This window comes from Portibacter lacus, from assembly GCF_021533215.1.
GTDB classification, from domain to species: Bacteria; Bacteroidota; Bacteroidia; order Chitinophagales; family Saprospiraceae; genus Portibacter; species Portibacter lacus.
This window is the reverse complement of the sequence record NZ_JAJNKA010000005.1, coordinates 367,349-385,729: the sequence shown is the minus strand read 5'-3', so window position 1 is coordinate 385,729 and position 18,381 is coordinate 367,349. Positions and strand designations below refer to the sequence as shown.

The 18,381-nt window shown below is 36.6% G+C and carries 16 protein-coding genes and 1 tRNA gene; 7 read left to right on the top strand and 10 right to left on the bottom strand.

Translation table 11 applies throughout. The features are described from left to right. Positions 1 to 82: 82 nt before the first annotated feature. The 4 genes from msrA to rsmA all read right to left on the bottom strand — a co-directional run bounded on the left by msrA (position 83) and on the right by rsmA (position 2,779). A complete protein-coding gene (gene msrA, locus L2586_RS10955) occupies positions 83 to 610 on the bottom strand; it encodes a peptide-methionine (S)-S-oxide reductase MsrA (protein ID WP_235292936.1) in 528 nt (175 codons plus the stop codon). Between the two features lie 11 nt (positions 611 to 621). Further along, positions 622 to 894 (bottom strand): hypothetical protein, encoded by a 273-nt coding sequence (locus L2586_RS10950; RefSeq protein WP_235292935.1) that lies wholly within the window; start codon positions 892 to 894, stop codon positions 622 to 624. 208 nt (positions 895 to 1,102) lie between these two features. Beyond that, the gene (locus L2586_RS10945; RefSeq protein WP_235292934.1) at positions 1,103 to 1,936 is read right to left on the bottom strand and encodes an AraC family transcriptional regulator; all 834 of its coding nucleotides are present in this window, start codon (positions 1,934 to 1,936) and stop codon (positions 1,103 to 1,105) included. Between the two features lie 66 nt (positions 1,937 to 2,002). Continuing rightward, positions 2,003 to 2,779 (bottom strand): 16S rRNA (adenine(1518)-N(6)/adenine(1519)-N(6))-dimethyltransferase RsmA, encoded by a 777-nt coding sequence (gene rsmA / locus L2586_RS10940; RefSeq protein ID WP_235292933.1) that lies wholly within the window; start codon positions 2,777 to 2,779, stop codon positions 2,003 to 2,005. A 147-nt stretch (positions 2,780 to 2,926) separates the two neighbouring features. On the opposite strand from rsmA, the gene pdxA reads away from it, so the two are divergent. Beyond that, positions 2,927 to 3,991 (top strand): 4-hydroxythreonine-4-phosphate dehydrogenase PdxA, encoded by a 1,065-nt coding sequence (pdxA, locus tag L2586_RS10935; RefSeq protein ID WP_235292932.1) that lies wholly within the window; start codon positions 2,927 to 2,929, stop codon positions 3,989 to 3,991. Positions 3,992 to 4,081: 90 nt separating this feature from the next. Here pdxA and L2586_RS10930 read toward each other — a convergent pair whose 3' ends face one another. Continuing rightward, positions 4,082 to 4,639, bottom strand: a complete 558-nt coding sequence (locus L2586_RS10930; protein WP_235292931.1) for a glycoside hydrolase family 73 protein — start codon at positions 4,637 to 4,639, stop codon at positions 4,082 to 4,084. A gap of 498 nt (positions 4,640 to 5,137) precedes the next feature. Then, complete coding sequence (locus L2586_RS10925) at positions 5,138 to 6,466, bottom strand: LVIVD repeat-containing protein (RefSeq protein WP_235292930.1); 1,329 nt, start codon at positions 6,464 to 6,466, stop codon at positions 5,138 to 5,140. Positions 6,467 to 6,481: 15 nt separating this feature from the next. Between L2586_RS10925 and L2586_RS10920 the strand changes: the two genes are divergently transcribed. The 5 genes from L2586_RS10920 to L2586_RS10900 all read left to right on the top strand — a co-directional run bounded on the left by L2586_RS10920 (position 6,482) and on the right by L2586_RS10900 (position 10,444). Further along, positions 6,482 to 7,087: a DNA-3-methyladenine glycosylase family protein gene (locus L2586_RS10920; RefSeq protein ID WP_235292929.1), complete on the top strand. Its 606-nt coding sequence runs from the start codon at positions 6,482 to 6,484 to the stop codon at positions 7,085 to 7,087. Then, a complete protein-coding gene (locus L2586_RS10915) occupies positions 7,084 to 8,019 on the top strand; it encodes a M14 family metallopeptidase (RefSeq protein ID WP_235292928.1) in 936 nt (311 codons plus the stop codon). Before L2586_RS10920 ends, L2586_RS10915 begins: the two co-directional genes overlap by 4 nt. Next, entirely contained in the window at positions 7,997 to 8,491 is a 495-nt protein-coding gene (locus L2586_RS10910; RefSeq protein WP_235292927.1) for a hypothetical protein, read from the top strand. Before L2586_RS10915 ends, L2586_RS10910 begins: the two co-directional genes overlap by 23 nt. A gap of 34 nt (positions 8,492 to 8,525) precedes the next feature. After that, positions 8,526 to 9,929 (top strand): hypothetical protein, encoded by a 1,404-nt coding sequence (locus L2586_RS10905; protein WP_235292926.1) that lies wholly within the window; start codon positions 8,526 to 8,528, stop codon positions 9,927 to 9,929. A 437-nt stretch (positions 9,930 to 10,366) separates the two neighbouring features. Beyond that, positions 10,367 to 10,444, top strand: a tRNA-Val gene (locus tag L2586_RS10900). Between the two features lie 246 nt (positions 10,445 to 10,690). Here L2586_RS10900 and L2586_RS10895 read toward each other — a convergent pair. From L2586_RS10895 to L2586_RS10880, 4 genes are all read right to left on the bottom strand, one after another. After that, positions 10,691 to 12,097, bottom strand: a complete 1,407-nt coding sequence (locus L2586_RS10895; protein ID WP_235292925.1) for a purine-cytosine permease family protein — start codon at positions 12,095 to 12,097, stop codon at positions 10,691 to 10,693. A gap of 88 nt (positions 12,098 to 12,185) precedes the next feature. Continuing rightward, positions 12,186 to 13,541, bottom strand: a complete 1,356-nt coding sequence (locus L2586_RS10890) for an FGGY-family carbohydrate kinase (protein ID WP_235292924.1) — start codon at positions 13,539 to 13,541, stop codon at positions 12,186 to 12,188. After that, entirely contained in the window at positions 13,541 to 14,824 is a 1,284-nt protein-coding gene (locus tag L2586_RS10885; protein ID WP_235292923.1) for a sugar isomerase, read from the bottom strand. Before L2586_RS10885 ends, L2586_RS10890 begins: the two co-directional genes overlap by 1 nt. A 123-nt stretch (positions 14,825 to 14,947) precedes the next feature. Then, positions 14,948 to 17,044 (bottom strand): bifunctional aldolase/short-chain dehydrogenase, encoded by a 2,097-nt coding sequence (locus L2586_RS10880; protein ID WP_235292922.1) that lies wholly within the window; start codon positions 17,042 to 17,044, stop codon positions 14,948 to 14,950. A gap of 121 nt (positions 17,045 to 17,165) precedes the next feature. Between L2586_RS10880 and L2586_RS10875 the strand changes: the two genes are divergently transcribed. Beyond that, positions 17,166 to 18,197: a GntR family transcriptional regulator gene (locus L2586_RS10875; protein ID WP_235292921.1), complete on the top strand. Its 1,032-nt coding sequence runs from the start codon at positions 17,166 to 17,168 to the stop codon at positions 18,195 to 18,197. Positions 18,198 to 18,381: the final 184 nt, after the last annotated feature.

Below are 18,381 nucleotides of genomic sequence, written 5' to 3'. Positions count from 1 at the left end.
CTGTTGCTTTTGCATTTATAACTTAAGAGATATGCCAGGATCAGCGTTTGTGACCCTGGTATATCCTTAACCAAAACTCAAGTTACTTTTTTAATTTCTGATATATCTTCCGGAACTTTGTCAATTTCGGAGCAATCACTGCTTGACAATATCCCGCATTAGCATTGTTTTTATAGTAGTCTTGATGTTCTGCTTCTGCTTTATAAAACGTCTCAACTGGTTTCAATGCTGTTACGATGGGATCATCATATGCTGTCTGAACTTCTAGCATAACTTTCTCAGCAATCCTCTTTTCAGCTTCATCAGCATAAAAAATAATACTTCTGTATTGTGTACCACGATCTGCTCCTTGTCTATTTAAAGTGGTAGGATCATGAGTTACTAGGTGAATAAGCAATAGATTTTCTATGCTTACGACATCACTATTATATGTAATCTCTACAACTTCCGCATGACCTGTTCTTCCTCCGCAAACCTCTCTGTAGCTAGGATTCTCAACTTGACCACCTGAATAGCCACTCACCACTTTTTCCACTCCGTCTACTTCTGTGAAGATCGCTTCCGTACACCAGAAACATCCTCCCCCTATTATTAATCTTTTAATATTCATTATTTATATTTTTATAAAGCAATATTACATGTGCTGCAAACTAAACCTTGATCTTTCTTCTGCAATTGGATACCTAACAAATTCTTTTCAGCATACGCTTGAATCCACCCTTTCTTTTCCTCAATATTTAATAAGTCAATTTCTTCCACCCTCATTGCTTCAAAGAAATCTCCTCCATATTCTTGGTGTCCCCAACAGTTAGGACAAAATCCTTCGGGAGCGCTAACTTCTGCATTTTGCTCTTTCTTCTCTAAGTATTTCTGAATGCTATTAAATACGTTCATATCAATGTTTTTTTACTTTATTTATAATTACAATGCAAAAGTACATCATTAAGAAGGCGAAAGGTTAGGCTGTAATTCCCTTGCTCTTGTCACTTTTTCCTTATGTGGATAATATGAACGACGATGCCGAGTACTGGATCGTGGAAATGATAAACATAGATTTTTCGAAGAATGCAGGTCAATAAAAAATCGGAGGATCGCTCAACCCTTATTCCTGCCCTCTTTTCTCTCTAAATTCACTAGGAGAAATGTCTTCATGTTTCTTAAAAAACCGACTAAACGACTGAATATCACTAAAACCGAGCTCGTAAGCGATCTCAGAAATTTGTTTCTCTGTGTAAAAAATGAGTCTTCTGGCCTCAAGCATTATTCTTTCTTGGATAAATTTTAGAGGTGATTTTTCTCCGTTCTTTTTGAACACATTAGAAATTGTCTTAGGAGATTTGTGCAATAAGGTAGCATAATCGGCAACAGCATGCTTTGTTTTGAAGTTGGTCTCCACTAAAAAATTAAAGTCCCGAATAAGATCATGTTGCTTGCTACTTAGTAAGTCATCTTCATACTGTTTCATATAGATTCTTGTACAAAGGATTAAAATTCGCTTTAACATCATCTGGAGCATTTCCTGCTGTAAGTTGTCTTTCATTTCAAATTCAAGAATGGACATTTTCCATACGGTGTTAAGAATTTCTAATTCTACTCCGCTCACTTGTATTATCGGTAGTTTTGCTGCACCATAATATAGTACGCCTTTGCAACCAACTTCGCTATCATGATCAAGAATACAATAAAATGGCCGATTAAACCTTAGCATCTTGACGGCGTCTACATTTCCATATTCTACATTATGAAATTGAGTTAAAAAGACAATTTCATTCTCTTTAAATTCATAAGGAATTCCATCTATGATTAATATAGAATTCGGAGAGGTAAACCATAGCATTCTAAGTGTGTCGGGTTTAATTTCCTTGAGATGGTAATCGTTTTCCCGATTAATGTTTCGAAGTTCGAAGTACTCACCTGTTCTTCCTGTATAAACCAAGAGTTTCGATTTTATATTTAGCTAAAAAAAATTGACAAATAATATCTGTGTTCAATGAATAAAGCGCTATTCCGCAGTCGTTCCTAAGTTTTTCGTAAGGTAGATATAGTCGTCGACACTTAGTTGCTCAGGCCTTTTCATCAAAATCTCATCGTCTTTGAATTCAGCTTTCTCGACCATTGACTTCAAAGTATTCCGTAACATTTTTCTTCTTTGACTAAACGCTGTTTTTACAATATGCTTGAAAAGCGAACGATCATAATCAAAGGTGATGTTTTCTCTTCTGCTTAACCTGATTACTCCAGAATTTACTTTAGGTGGTGGGTCGAAAACTTCTGGTGGCACCTTGAAAAGCAGTTCACCATCATAGATTGCTTGAGCCAGAACACTGATTACTCCGTACTTTTTACTCCCTGGCTTGCTAACGATTCGCTCAGCAACTTCTAGCTGAAACATTCCTACAAGTTCGGGAACCACTTCATAGTATTTAATAACTCTGAAAATGATCTGCGATGAGATATTATAAGGGAAGTTACCAATAACACTTAGTTGCTGCCCGTCGAAAATTCGGGAAAGGTCCGCCTTTAGAAAGTCAAAATGGATAATGTCATCTGACATTGTTGGATATTTTGTTAATAATACACTAACCATATCTCTATCCGCCTCTATTAGCTTGAGGTGAATATCTTTTTCTCTTAGCATCTCTGTTAATACACCTTGTCCAGGTCCGACTTCCACTACATTAAGCCCAGGCACATAGTGCAATCCTTCTACAATATCATTAGCAATATTAAGGTCTGTTAAAAAATGTTGTCCGAAAGATTTCTTTGCTTTATATCCCACTGAGTTTTATCTATTTGTTGCGAAGATAACATCGAAAGCATGCTCCCCAAAGAAATACAAAACAATTAACGCCATTTAAAATCCAAAGAGAATAAAATGAGCGAGGCATTTAACGATCTTTTCTGAATATTCGTTAAGTTTGCGACTATGGAGAATATAAAAGTAGGAATAAGCATCGGAGATATTAATGGAATAGGACCAGAAGTTATCATTAAAGCGTTAGCTAATGAAAATCTATTAAATAACATTACTCCTATTATATATGGGTCATCTAAAGCTATATCCTACTATAAGAATATTCTAAACATTGACTTTAATTATGTTAATTGTTCGGATCCAAGTAAAGCTCAAGCGGAAAAAGTAAATATCCTGAATTGCTGGCAAGAAACGGTACAGATTAATCCTGGAAAGCAAGAAGAAAACGGGGGAAAATATGCATATATTTCATTAGATCGTGCAGTTAACGATTTAGTGGAAAACAATATAGATGCACTTGTAACCGCGCCTATTCATAAGAAAACGATGAAGATGGCCAATTTCCCACATCCTGGTCACACAGAATTTGTTACTGAAAAAGCAGGAAAGAAAACTTCACTCATGTTGATGTGTTCCGAATCTATGAGGCTTGGGCTTACAACCGCTCATATGCCACTTTCAGAAGTTGCATCCCACATCACACAAGAATTAATAGAGGAAAAGATATTACAGCTTTATGAAACTTGTCGAAGTGATTTCGGAATTACGAAACCGACTATTGCTGTTCTGGGCTTGAATCCACATGCTGGTGATGAAGGTCTTCTAGGTAAAGAAGAAGAGGAAATCATTAATCCCGTAATTATAAAACTTAAGAAAAAAGGAAACTTAGTTTATGGACCGTTTGCAGCCGATGGATTTTTCGGTTCGGGTCAATATAAAAAGTTTGATGGAATCTTAAGCATGTACCACGACCAAGGTTTAGTAGGATTCAAAGCGCTTTCTTTCGGTCAAGGAATAAACTATACAGCAGGATTACCTGTAGTAAGAACTTCGCCAGATCATGGAACAGGATACGAAATTGCAGGAAAATCAATAGCGAATGCTTCTTCTTTTATTAATGCCTTGAAACTTGCTGTAGATGTTGCTCGATATAGAAAAGAGTTCAGAGCACTTGAGGCTAATTCACTTCATAGAAAAAAACAGCAAAGTCGAACTGCAGAGGAAGAAAACAAATAAAAATTTGCTCATCTAGGACGATTACTCATCCCCAAGATTGGTTTATTGTCCTCCACAGACGCTTTGCTGCCGATCGAGTTAGTTAGCTCTTTATTTATTTATCCATGTCCTTGGATCTTCCCAAGTATCATAGACAGATAAATTATATTTCTTAATAATATTGATCAATTTTTGTGTGTAACGGGTATCCGTTGCATAGCCACATTCTTTAAGACCGTATGCCCATCCGACATAATCCATCTTACTCAGATTAAAGAGTTTCTGATAGTGATCTGAAAACTTTAGAAAGTTAGAGTGGTCGATAAAAGAATCTTCCACAGCATCATAAGCTCTGAAGCAAGATTCAATTAATCTGCCTCGAGTATCTAGATCATCATCCTTGTGATAGTAAGATTTCCCTCTCCAGTAAGTCTTGCATTTTATTCCAAAATGATTATTGGAATTACTCGCAAGGTTGCTGGTTCCACTTGCTGATTCGTGGATGGCTTGTGCAAGTGTAATACTTGCGGGTACACCCGTTCTATGCATTTCTATGATAGATAAATCTCTATAATTTTCTATGTAAGAAAATGTAACAGCATCTGTAACTTTAAAGCTGCAAAAAGTAGCAACAACACTTAACAACAACAATAGTCTAACTATCTTCATATACCCTTCTTATTATGATTATGAAGAATGCAAATGCTGTGCCAAAATGAGTTAAAAAAATTTAGAATCCATCTTTATTATTTCCTAATAAGATGGAAACCATTAACCTGAGTTCGGTTATTCTTTAGGGTTCAAAACGCCTGTAAATTGTGAGTTTCAACTATAAATGGTAAAGTAATAGCGGGCAATTTTGAGACATTTTTAGGAAGAACGACTGATGCGCAGCATTTTTAGCAGAGCTATAATAAGGAGAGAATCAGCAGCAAACCTGCTGGAATGGATGATTTAGAGGTGGAATCAAGTACGGTGATTCCCCAGAAAAATCAAATATCCTTTGTTGGTATAACTTGATATAGTCCGCTATATCTACCTTACACCGCCTCTGATATTAAATTTTCTGAGAATCTGAATCCCCGATTAATAATCAAACTCAGGTTATTAAGAAATAAAGCGAAGGCTAATCGAATAGAAATTTTTAATGTAGAGTATATACAAGTGCTACTCTTGTGTAAAAGTAGCTCCTGTATTTACAATTATTTTTGCATTGATAGGGAATGAACTATTATCTGATTTCACACAATTTTTACTTATTACAACTGAACCTGTAAAACCAATTGGAGGAATTTTATCATTGTACCAGTTAGATGCCGTCCCCCAGTCGGTTCCTGGCCCTTGGAAGGTGTATGTTGGCAAACCATCATAAGTTAAAGTAAAAAGCCCATAGGTAATATCTGAACCTAAAATAATACCTGATGGAAGATAGGGATATGCTCCCCAACTGCCTTGGAAACCAACGTTGTAGTTAGTGTTATCTGGATAAGTATCATAATAACCTACTCTTCTCAAAGTATCAGCCTCAAAATCAATTTCTAGTACATGCACACCATCATGGTAAAACGAAGTATAAATTTTATCTCCTATTATATAAGGATTATGAGGCCTTTTGTTAGCAAGGTTTCCAGGATCGTTACATAACGGATCTTTATATTTATAAAGAACATTAATGTTAGAAAGATCACTTTGATCAACCCAGTATATTTTAGGATCTCCACCTACTTCAGTTGCAAGAACTGCGTGATTGTCATCATCCGAATTCCATGAACTATGAACATACCCAGCATCAAAAAAGCTATTATCTAATAGGCCCAGTAAGGAAACATTATCTACATCATTCATATCCCACACTCCATATCCTGCATAACCATGGCTACTATATGCAATGTTATCTTTTACAAATATATCATGAATATAAAATCCACCAGAAATACCTAACGCTCCATCGGAAATTGTATCCAAGTCATAGCAATTTAAAAGCACGGGATCAGCAGGTGTAGTTAAATCATACACACACATATCAGTGCTTCCAGGCATTCCTACAGCATATATTCTTGCATTAGCCTCGTCTATATATATATTATGACATCTTCCAAATTCACTATTGACATCTTTCACTCTTACTGGTGCAGCCGGATCGGTTAGGTCATAAACTACAATCCCATTTACGGCGTTTGTCCCATTATCCGTTATCGAATATAAATAGTGGCTAAAGACTTTATAATCTCGCCATATAGAATTTTCTCCTTGAATAATATCTGAAACTTTTACAATATTTAGAGGATCTGAAACATCGATAATACTAATAGTAGCTCTATCTCCAATTATTCCATATTCTTTGCCATCCGGCGCGACATAACCCCACACATCATTGTAGTCAGAAGAGTTATCCCATGAATCTAGTAAGGTCATATTACTAGAAACTGGTAAACATTGGCCCGAAACATTGCTAAACAAAAACAAACCCAATACAACTATTAAATATTTTTTCATGATCTTCATTATTCTATGAAAGAAGTGATTAATGTTTTAAAAAAAGATAGGGTGTTACGGACGATTTTACACATCGACATAAATATACCATATTTTGACGGAGATGTAAACGCTTACCTATATTCTTCTATCATTTCGCAGCAACTTTCTACTAAAGCGGCAGATGCAATTTACAACCGATTCCTTAATCACTTTGACGGTAGTTCCCCGACACCTGAAACAATTCTAAATACGGATAAAGATACGCTTAGAGTTTTAGGTCTTTCTAAAGCCAAGACGAATTACATCCAAAATGTCGCAGCCTACTTTCTTGAAAAGAACACAGATGAAGCGTTCTGGTTGCAAAAAACTAATGATGAAATCATTAAAGAACTAACACAAATAAAAGGCGTAGGAGTCTGGACGGTTCAGATGGTGCTTATTTTCTGCCTAGCCCGAAAAGACGTTTTTCCTATTCTGGACTTAGGAGTTCGGAATAGCATGATTGATCTATATAAGGTAGAAGGTGATAAAAAAACCATCAATCATAAACTGAATACCATTGCTGATGGTTATAGACCATACAGAACAATTGCTTCACTATATTTGTGGGCATGGAGGAACATTGGAAATAAAAAATGAATCGAAAAATAGGCGAATATTTAGGACAAGAAAAAGGACCTCTTATCATTGGTATAGGCGGGACGCATGGAAATGAGCTAGCTGGAGTGAAAGCGTTAAAAACCGTTTTAGAGATGCTCGTTCAAGAACCTTCGAAGAATCCTTCATTCGTTTTCAAAGGAAAATTTGTCGCTATTCATGGAAATATCGCAGCCATGAAAGCTAATAAAAGATTCATAGACAAAGATCTAAATCGGAATTACAGCAAAACGAGGCTTTACAATTTAGAAGAACCTGTTTTTACGGAAGATCGGGAAGCGTTAGAAATCATCCAATTTGTTAAGGATGAAATAAGTGCTTATAATCCACAAGAGGTAGTAATCATTGACCTACATACGACTTCTTCTCCTGGTGGAATATTCACTATCGTACCTAACCTCAAAGATTGCCTTGAACTTGCGAAAACCTTGCATGCTCCTGTTATTCAAGGAATGGTTACTGGTGTGAAAGGTACCACTATGAATTATTTTAATTCTGAAAACCTCGGCGTCCACACTAAAACATTGACCTTCGAATCTGGCCAGCATGACGACCCTATGTCCATAACCATCGCTATTGCTGCTGTCATTGCACTGCTAAGAGGAGTGAAAAGTGTAGAACCACATGATGTAGAAAGTCACCACGATCAGATATTGAAAAATTTCTCGAAAGATCTTCCTAAAATGACTAAACTAGTCATGAAACATACGATTATAGACCCCGCATCATTTAATATGTTACCGGGTTACCTCAATTTCCAAAAGGTTAAAAAAGGTGAAATTGTTGCAAATAATCGCTTCGGACCTATTCGCATCGTCGAAGATGGATTACTTTTAATGCCACTTTACCAGAAACAAGGAGAAGATGGATTTTTTCTAATTAAAAAGATTGATGAAGATGAATTTTATCAGTGAGGAGATGATTAATGATATTATAGATGCAATATCAGACAATGAGGAAGAATATGAGAAAAGAATGCTGGAGTTTTCCGAAGCCCAGCCCTTTTTGTTGTCTTTCCTATTATCAGAAGGTTTTCAGGTTTTAGATGAACAAGAGAAGAGCTTGCTATTCTATCTGGCTATGATTATCTATTTTTCTATTACACAAGAGCATGAAGAACCTGACACTATTGAATTAATAGATATACAAAGAACGGACGAAGAAAATTGGACTTTAGTCGATGCTAAAAAGTTTAAAACACTGAAAGAAATCGCAGATTACTTCTTCGAGGATTATGAGCAAGAGGATTTATTGGCTTTTGTAGAAGATGCACTAGGCGAGGACGAAGAATATGAGGTTTCTAAAATTGGTAGGAACGTTATTTTCGTCTCTATGAAATCATTTATTGATGTTTTACACGTATCCATCCCAACAATAGAGGGTTAAGATTCGTTTTTTTATTAAATTGGTATCCATAACTATGCGAGCTATACTAATTATCGGTTTTGTGAGTTTGTTTTATTCTAGTCTGCTAGGACAAAGAGTAACTGTGTCAGAAGATATTAATCTTCGATCAGACTACATGTACGATATATTAGGCAAGGTGGATGATAAGATTCTCTTATACAGAGATAAGGGATTCAATCATGTCTTGCAGGTCTTCGATGAAAACTTATGGGAAAAAGAAAGTATCGAACTTAATTTCGAGAAAAAACGAGTAACGGCTTTAGGTCTTTTGAGTGGGGAGTCGGATTTTACATTTTTCTATACCTATCGTAGAAAAGGCGACCAAGTCTTAGCTTGCCGAAAATTTGACGCAGACGGTTCATTGTTGGATACAACTACCCTTACCACAACAAATTCACTATTGAATTACCAGAAATACTTCTTTGCCTTTTCGAAGAATAAGAGATACGCTTCTATTTTTAGTTTCGAAAAGGAAAATGCCATAAAGGTTTTCATGTTTGACACCCAAAAAATGGAAGTTACTTGGTCTAATATTTATGCTTTCGATTTCGCATTTATAAGACGTGATTTCAGAGAATTCATGGTTTCTGATAATGGTGGTGGAGTAATTGTTTTCAAGAGAGAAGAATTCAAAATAGGTAAGCCAGATGAAAGAATTGAAGCTTATTATATGGCATCAACTCAAGGGTTGATAACACAACAAATAATCCCTTTCGGTGACAAGTATATCGTTGATTACGGAATAGAATATGATAACACTAATGAAAAATTTGTAATTGCAGGACTCTATGGTGACAAATTCAGATCCCGTGCTGATGGCTATTTTATGATGGTTGATGGATCCCTTAGGTATATTCCATTTAGGTCGGACTTATTTACTGAACTAGAGAAAAATAGCAAGCGAAAAGTAAATTTTTTAGAAGATTACGTCGTAGCTGATATTATTGTTCGAGAAGATGGGGGAGTTCTAATGGTTTCCGAAATGGAACGTCAGTTTTCCAGAAAGTCGAACATGGTAGAAGGTAGAAGACAATCATTCGATATGAGAGCTTATGTGGATTATTATAATGAAGACATGGTTGTAACCTCAATTCATCCTACTGGAGACTTACACTGGCAAAGAGTTCTACGTAAAAAACAATTTTCTCAGGATGATGGAGGTTTCTTTTCGTCCTTTTTCGCCTTCAAGTCGCCGACGGAATTACGCTTAATATTCAATGATGAAATTCGGCAGGACAATACCGTAAGTGAGTATATCATTAACCCAATCGGTGATAATGAACGGAACATTGTAATGAACACAGAATACCAAAAACTCAAACTTAGATTTCGGGAGGCAATTCAGATTTCTCCGCGTGACTTCATCGTGCCAAGTGAACGGAATAGCAAGTTTAACTTGGTGAAAGTTAGTTTTTAACCTATCCTCTTTTTTGTAGATTTTCTTACACATTTCTCATGTCTTCTATTATAGGAATATGAAAAGTATTTAGGTCAATTTTTGAACGGTGGACAGTAATAAAATCTCGTCTTCGAGTGCATCAATTATTATAGGAAAAATGAGTTACTGAGATCAATAATGGAAGAAATAAAGGTCTAATTGGATATTTACATGTTCTTAATCCAAAATTTTCTATGTTTTTTGGAAGATATATATTAGGAAAAAGTATTAATGTAACCACTTGATTTATAAAACAAAATTCTAAAAATTTCGCAAAGTTGGGATGATAGCCAAATAAAAAAATAGAATCTTCTTCTCAAAAAAATTCATTTTTATTGTAAAGTTTAAAAAGGAACTCTATATTTGCAGTCGCTTAAGAAATAGGTGAAGACCTATGAGGCAATAGTAAATAGAATGGGAGATTAGCTCAGTTGGTTTAGAGCACCTGCCTTACAAGCAGGGGGTCACTGGTTCGAGTCCAGTATTTCCCACCATGGCTATAGGGGATTTCAGCGTAAGTTGAGATCCTCTTTTTTTTTGCCGTAGCACAATAGTCGCACAAATCATTCTTACTTACCTTAACGAAGTAACTTACCTGTTACATAAAGTCACAATGTTTTTAGTTTTATTGTAGCGAAGCGGGAAGCCTCAAGCTTTTACTTGCATAGAATTTCCTACCTATACATAATCATATTGCAATAATTATCACAACCATTTATCTAAATATAGCCTCCTCTATATTACTTACTTTTCCTCTTCTGAATATACTTACTGATCATTAAATGCAGTACACCACATAACAACCATGCTGGTAAAGTCAGAAAACTCAAGAATACACCTTGACTTAAAGAGATAAAGTAAAACAATCCGAAACTAATTCCCCAGGCCAATAAAACCGAAATATTAAAACTAATCCCAGCTTTCTCCGCATAGTCTTCTTCCACTCCGAATCGCTTAGCAAAGAAATATTCAAACACAATTATCGCACCTACAGGAGCTAAAATAAAACCATACAGTGCTACAAAACCCAATAATTTCATCGCAAATGCTGGGAAGATTCCTGCTATCGTTGCGATCCCTCCTGCTAATATTGTCACCCAAAAAGTAGATGCCTTAGGTATAATGGCCTGAAATGCAAGACCAGCTCTGTAAATCGTAGGATTAGCTGTAGTCCATCCTGCTATAACCACTGCAATGATTCCGAAAACACCTATTGCATTATAAGCTAACGGTCCAGGTGCAACACCTGGTGCCTCTCCTTCTGCTAATATTCCTAACGCTTCTGGTGATTGCAAATAAACTGCGTATAATAAGGCAGCTGCAATCCATGCGATATAATGCCCTACGTACATTCCAGCAGCAGTCGTCCATCCTGATGAGGCTTTCTTAGCAAACCTGAACACCGATAAGTCACTCATCCCGATATGCATTGCTGCATTACAAAACCAAGACCATAGAAAGACATGCCAGAATGTATATTTGATTTGACCTGGAAAAGGCTCACTCCCTGAACCCCAAATATTCCAAAATTCCTTAAAAGTAGATATGTCTAACTGACCTAAAGCAACAACACCACATGCTATAAAAGCTAAGACAATGAAAGGCGAAAGCCAGTTCGCAACCTTACTTACTGTCGCGTATCCTCTTGCTGCAATTAATGATATCACAGCTCCAATTACCAATACAATGATGATCCATGTAATACCATTCGGCATGGTATCATCTAGCTTCGGCATCGGTATATCAAATGGGATGCCTATCGCCGTAGCGGAGACCGTTATCATTGACCCTGCAAGGAAACAGAACAGTATCCCATTCGCAATATTATAAAAAGTTACCAGGTTCTTTCCACATATCTTCTCCAGCTTATAATACAAGGTTAGCCGCTGATCAACAGCGATTTTTGCCGTTAAAAATCTCCAACAAATTACCGCCATCAAATTACCGAGAAACAGACCAACCAGTAAATCAAATGCACTTACTCCCGTCGTCAAAAACAAAGGTCCAATGACAAATTCAGTTCCCGCAGCATGCTCACCAGCATACATTCCAAGGAATGATTTCCAGGATTTTAATTTGGATTCCGGCACTCTTTCTCTTTCGTATTCTTCGGTAGCTACTATCGCTTTACTTGTATCTGTTGTCATTTCGTTTTGATGTTATTTTCAAGATTATGCTTTAATTTTTCCAGGATTAAACTCTAACTCGCATTCTACAATTAATCAGAATGGTCTGTTATATTTTCTTCAACTTGTAATGCTTTTTTAAAAATTTACCAGGGATCTCTTTATCAGAAATCACCATCGCAGCGCCTAGAGCAGAGCCCAAGGGAGACTTCGTCGTCCTAATTTTAAGTTCGGGATAATGCATGCTCAGCAGATTGATGAAAATATCATTATCTGCAAAGCCTCCATCCACAAATAGCTTCTTAATTTCTTTGCTTCCTATTGCAGCAGACAAAGCAATTAATTGGTGCTCCATCAACTCTATCATTAACTGATGAAAACCTTCCTCGAATGAAACCATCGATTGATAATTCGTACTTTCTATTGTAGAAAAATTGGGAATACTCTCAAAGTGAAATTGACGTTTATTTTTCTTTGTAAGTTGATCGTATAATGCATCGTCAAATTTCACATCTCTATGATAGCCGTATTCTTTATTAAAATATGCACTTAGCTTTTGTACTTGAACCTTATACTCATTACCCAGAAAAAGCCTGCTTGCTCTAACTGGCTTGCCATCTATTCTCATGTAATTCAAACTATCCACAGCTAAGTCTGCTTTTGAAAACGGCTCGTCATTTCCTGGAGTTAATGCTACACTCCAGGTTCCCGTGGATAATAGGGTAAATTTTGACTTCTGACTCATGATGTATGGCAGCATCGCAGAGGAAGAATCATGAATTCCTACACCAATTTTAAATTGGCGACCAAAATAATTAGTATTCAAACTGGTATCCGCGGTAACAAGTGGTGGCAATAATCTATCGATCTCTTCTTCATACACCCATCTATGATAGTCCTTTTTCGAAAAATCCCACAAACCTGTGTGACACCCTAAACTAGTGTAATCAGATAAAGGTATATCCGTAAATAAGTAGCTTATGTACTGAGGTAAATGAAGTGAAAATTTAATCTTTTGGAAAACTTCAGGCTTCGTATATTTAAGCCAGTACAACTGGAGTCCAGAATTGAGAAATCCTGAATAAGGAGAAGCTGTTTCTAATTCAAATTTTTCTTCAGGACCATATTTTGCGAAGAATTGTTCTTTCAGGTCTTCTGGAAATTCTTTCGTGTAATTATATAAAGGAGCTATCGGTTCACCATTGCGGTCTAGATGAACGAGTGAAGCGCCATAAGTGGAAAAATTAATTGCCTTTATGTCAAATTTTTGAGAATCCTTGATTTGTTCAAACATCGACTTGATCCATTCCGTAATGGCTGCTAAGTTGTCCGTAGGATGTCCATCTTCATCGACTATCTCAGGAAAAGTTATATAGTCTCGATAAACCTCTTGATACCTCTGGTCAAACAAGAAGAACTTCTTATTCGTCTTCCCAATATCAAATATAGCAGTTACCTTCGTCATTATAATCCAGTTGCAGTAACGTCCATTCCTCTCTCATCGATTAAGGTTTTTCTCACCTTTAATTTCCTATAAGCTTCTATTGGATTGGATGCAGCGTTATTATTTATCCGAGCCTGTCTAACTAAAGGTCTTACATCCGTTCTGAATGCATTCTGAAGAATCTGCTGGCAATAAGAAACATCGTGATTCTGTTGTGCTTCCTTAAGCAATGCTTGGTCGACTAATAAAGCTTGCGCATAAGCTATTAAGATGGCATCCAACGATTCCATCAAATCTTCCAATGGATCTTTCAAATTATGGCTCGCATCGATCATCCACGACAAATCCGGATTTTCTGCATTATTATTAAGCATTCCGAATACCAATTCATTAAATATCAAAAACAACTGGTATGGTTTTATAGAGCCGACCGTTAGGTCATCATCTCCATACTTGCTATCATTAAAATGAAAACCACCTAGCTTTCCTTTATACATCAATGTAGAAACAATGTGTTCAATATTGGTATTCGGCAGATGATGCCCTAGGTCTACCAAGGTGTAAGCTCGATCTCCACATTCATTCGCTAACATAAAAGAAGTCCCCCAATCTTGAATCACGGTATGGTAAAAATGAGGTTCATATGGTTTATATTCAATGAACATGCTCCAGTCCGAAGGCATCTCAGCATATATCCTTTTCAGAGAATCACTCGTATGATCAAGTGCCCTTCTAAAATTCATCTGCCCTGGAAAACTACTCCCGTCTGCAAGCCATACCGTTATGGACTTAGAACCAAGTTGTTCTCCTATCTTGATTACTTCAATGTTATGCGCTACGGCTTGATTTCTTGATTCACTGGATTCATTACACAGCGACCCAAATTTGTAACTATGCTTTTGTCCTTTTTGGTCTTGGAAAGTATTGCTATTAACCGCATCAAATTTAATATCTAAGTCACTCGCTAATTCTTTGATGGCTTGAGCATCTGAAGGAATATCCCAAGGAATATGCAGTGAAATAGCACCTGCAGATCCTGTTAAGCTATGGATAATCCCTACATCATATATTTTTTGCTCCAGATTAGATGGTTCGCCACCGAAGTTATATCTCCCGAATCGAGTTCCTCCAGCACCAAGCGCCCATGACGGAATCGCCACTTGGAATTTTGATAATTGTTCGATGATTGCCTGCCCGTCAATGTTCTGACTTGCCAAGTTATCTAATAAACCATTCAACGTTCCAGAGTGTAACCATTCTTTGCTTTGGTTCAATTCTTCCAATCTGCTCTTATCGATTTTCATTTTTCGGATTCTTAATTTTCAATTCAATATTTGGTAAGCGCGCATTCAAGGATTTAGTCAATTCATTGACCATCGAGAACAACTGATCAAGTTGATCCATGAATTAACTGCTTCCTTGCTTATTTATCGGACGAATGCATTCGCCATTCCTCCGTCTACATTGATCGTATTACCTGTGCTTTTCTTCAGAATACCCACTAACGCAAAGACTGCATCAGCAATATCATCTGGTCGTATAATTTCATTGAGCAGATTACGCTTAGCATAATGCGCTGGCAATTCATCTACTGTTATTCCATATGCTTTCGCTCTTCCTTCGGCCCATTCACCTTCCCATATTTTAGATCCAATAATTACTCCATCTGGATTAACTGTATTAACTCGTACTTTTTCTTCGCCTAATTCCGCTGCTAGTAATCTAGACATGTGCTGTTGTGCAGCTTTAGCAGTTCCATAAGCTACGTTATTCGGACCAGCTACTAAGCCGTTTTTACTAGCAATATTTACAATGTTTCCGCCCATTTTTTGCTTTCTGAGAATCTCCATTCCATGTTTAGCCAGCATAAATTGACCTTTAACCAAAACATCTTGAAGTAAATCCCAGTCTACATTTTGCGTATCCGTAAGGGACTTAGAAATAGCAAGTCCTGCTGAATGAACGATGATGTCCAGTCCTCCATATGCAAGGCACGTCTGATCCATAACATTTTTAATATCACTTTCAGAAGTCACATTACAAGACAGAGAAATAGCCGTATCTGACCCTATCTCCTTTACAGATCCATTAATGGAATCCAAACTTAAGTCAGTGAAAACCACATTCGCGCCTTGCTCGATCAACTTTTCACCGATAGCTTTCCCTATTCCACCGCCGCCACCTGTTATCAGCGCTATTTTTCGACTTAATGGTTTCTCAGCAGGCATTCGTTTTAGTTTCGCCTCCTCTAGTAACCAATATTCTATGTCAAATGCTTCTTGTCGCGGTAGTGCTGTATATTCGGAAATAGCTTCAGCACCTCTCATCACATTAATCGCATTGATATAAAATTCAGAAGCGACTCTTGCTGTTTGCTTGTTTTTAGAAAATGAAAACAGACCAACTCCAGGCCACAAAATGATGACTGGATTCGGATCTCTCATTGCTGGGCTGTTGCTTTTCTTACAAGTCTCATAGTATTCAGCATAAGAAGATCGGTAAGCTTGGAAGGCATCTTCTAATTTGGTTCTTACCATTCCACCATCTGCTAAGTCCATGTCAGCAGGAAGATCCAGCACTAAAGGCATAATCTTCGTTCTAAGAAAGTGATCTGGACACGATGTTCCGAGTGGTGCTAACCTTTCTAAATCGTGACTGTTGATAAATTCTAAAACGTTTTTATCATCTGTAAAATGCCCGATCATAGGTGCTTCACTTGAACACAATCCTCTGAGGATCGGAGCCATTTTAGCAGCCTGAGCACTTCTCTGTTCTGATGGTAAAGAATCTAATTTCTTACCTCCGAAAACATGTCCATTCTCAGCAATCTTTTTTTCAATGTATGCTGATGCTTGTTCGATAACCTCCAGCGAATTCATGTAACATTCATAAGAAGTATCTCCCCAAGTAAATAGACCGTGACTTCCTAAGATAATTCCCCGTATTCCAGGATTCTTTGCTAGGCATTCTTCTAATTGTAAACCGAGGTCAAATCCTGGCCGTTGCCAAGGCACCCAGCCCATCGTATCTCCCCATATCTCTTTCGTAATTGCTTCTCCATCTTTTGCAGCTGCAATGGCGATTAGCGCATCAGGATGCAAGTGATCTATGTGCTTGAAAGGTAGCATTCCATGTAATGGCGTATCGATAGACGGCGCTGCGGATTGTAGGTCATAAATGCAATGGTAGAAAAGACCAACCATCTCATCTTCTTGGTCTAAACCTTTGTATCTGTTTTTAAGAGACCGCAGCCTATCTACGTAAAGTCCAGCTATACCTTTTCTTTTCAAAGTACCGATGTCTCCACCAGAGCCCTTCACCCACATTACCTCCGTATCCTTTCCAGTTAAAGGATCTATTTCAATTGTCTTACAGCTTGTATTCCCACCTCCATAATTGGTAATTCTTAGGTCAGCACCTAATATATTAGATCTATAAAGGAATAAACCGACTTGGTCATCGCCTAATTTATCTGCTTTGGAATCATCCCACAGATAATTGACGTATTTAAAAGTTTTTATCATATTCATTAACTAATTAGTAAAATAATTGCGAAGTTGGATCGTAAATATATAAAACCAAAATCACCGTAGTGTTCTGTGCTATTCTGCATACACAAGTAATAATTTTGAAAAATAGTATTTTATGAGCAAAGATTCTGCTGAATTAATAATTATTGATGAATATTCTAAAACACCAAAGTATAGGCAAATCATCAGTTCTATCACGAATTCGATACAGCAAGAAAAGTTAAAAATTGACGACAAGCTCCCGTCTGTAAATAAAATTTTAATTGAATTTGATATTTCTCGAGATACGATAGTCAAAGCTTACGACTATTTAAAAGCTAACAAAATTATCAAAAGTGTTCCAGGTAAAGGCTACTATGTGATGACTAATGATATTTCTACTGGCCCACGAGTTCTGCTTTTGTTTAACAAATTAAGTGCTCACAAAAAAATTATATACGATGCCTTCTCTATGGAGCTCGGTGAACAAGCTGCAATAGATTTTTACATTTACAACAACGATTTCAAGCTCTTTAAGAGAATACTCCAAGAGAAAGAGGAATCCGATTATACTCACTTTGTTATCATTTCTCATTTTCTAGAAGGAGGAAACAGCGCAATAGAAGTCATCAATGAAATTCCTAAATCAAAATTGATCATTCTAGATAAAAAAATAGATGGATTAACAGGAGAATATGCTTCGGTTTACCAAGATTTCGAGAAAGATTTATATCAAGTACTCACGGAAATGATCGAAAAATTATCCAATTATGAGCGTCTGAAATTAATCTTTCCTAATTACACCTACCATCCAGAATCTATCAAAAATGGCTTTCAAAAGTTCTGCGATGAATTTGCTTTCAAGTATTCAATTATCAATGATGTAAACACTGACGACATCAATGAGGGCGATGCATACATCAACCTTATGGAGGATGATTTAGTCCAGTTGATCAAGAGATGCAGGGAACAAAATCTGACTATTGGAAAGCAAATAGGGATTATTTCCTACAATGAAACTTTGCTAAAAGAGATTTTACTAGATGGAATAACCACAATTTCAACTGATTTCGAGCTATTAGGAAAGACTGCAGCTTCATTTATTAAGACAAAAACCAAGGCTCATATTCCTAATCCTTTCCATGTAAAATACAGAGCTTCTCTTTAAATATTTTTCTAAAAAAAGACTAAAAATTCACTCAAAAACAAGAATTTTTAAAACATTTTTATTGAAGAGTCACCCTTCTTAAAGTCCCGTCATTCTTTATTTCAAGTCAATAAAAATTCTCCTGATATTTTAACTCTTCATAACAGTGCAGAACGGTTTATAATTTTTTGCCCTTTAAATTTAT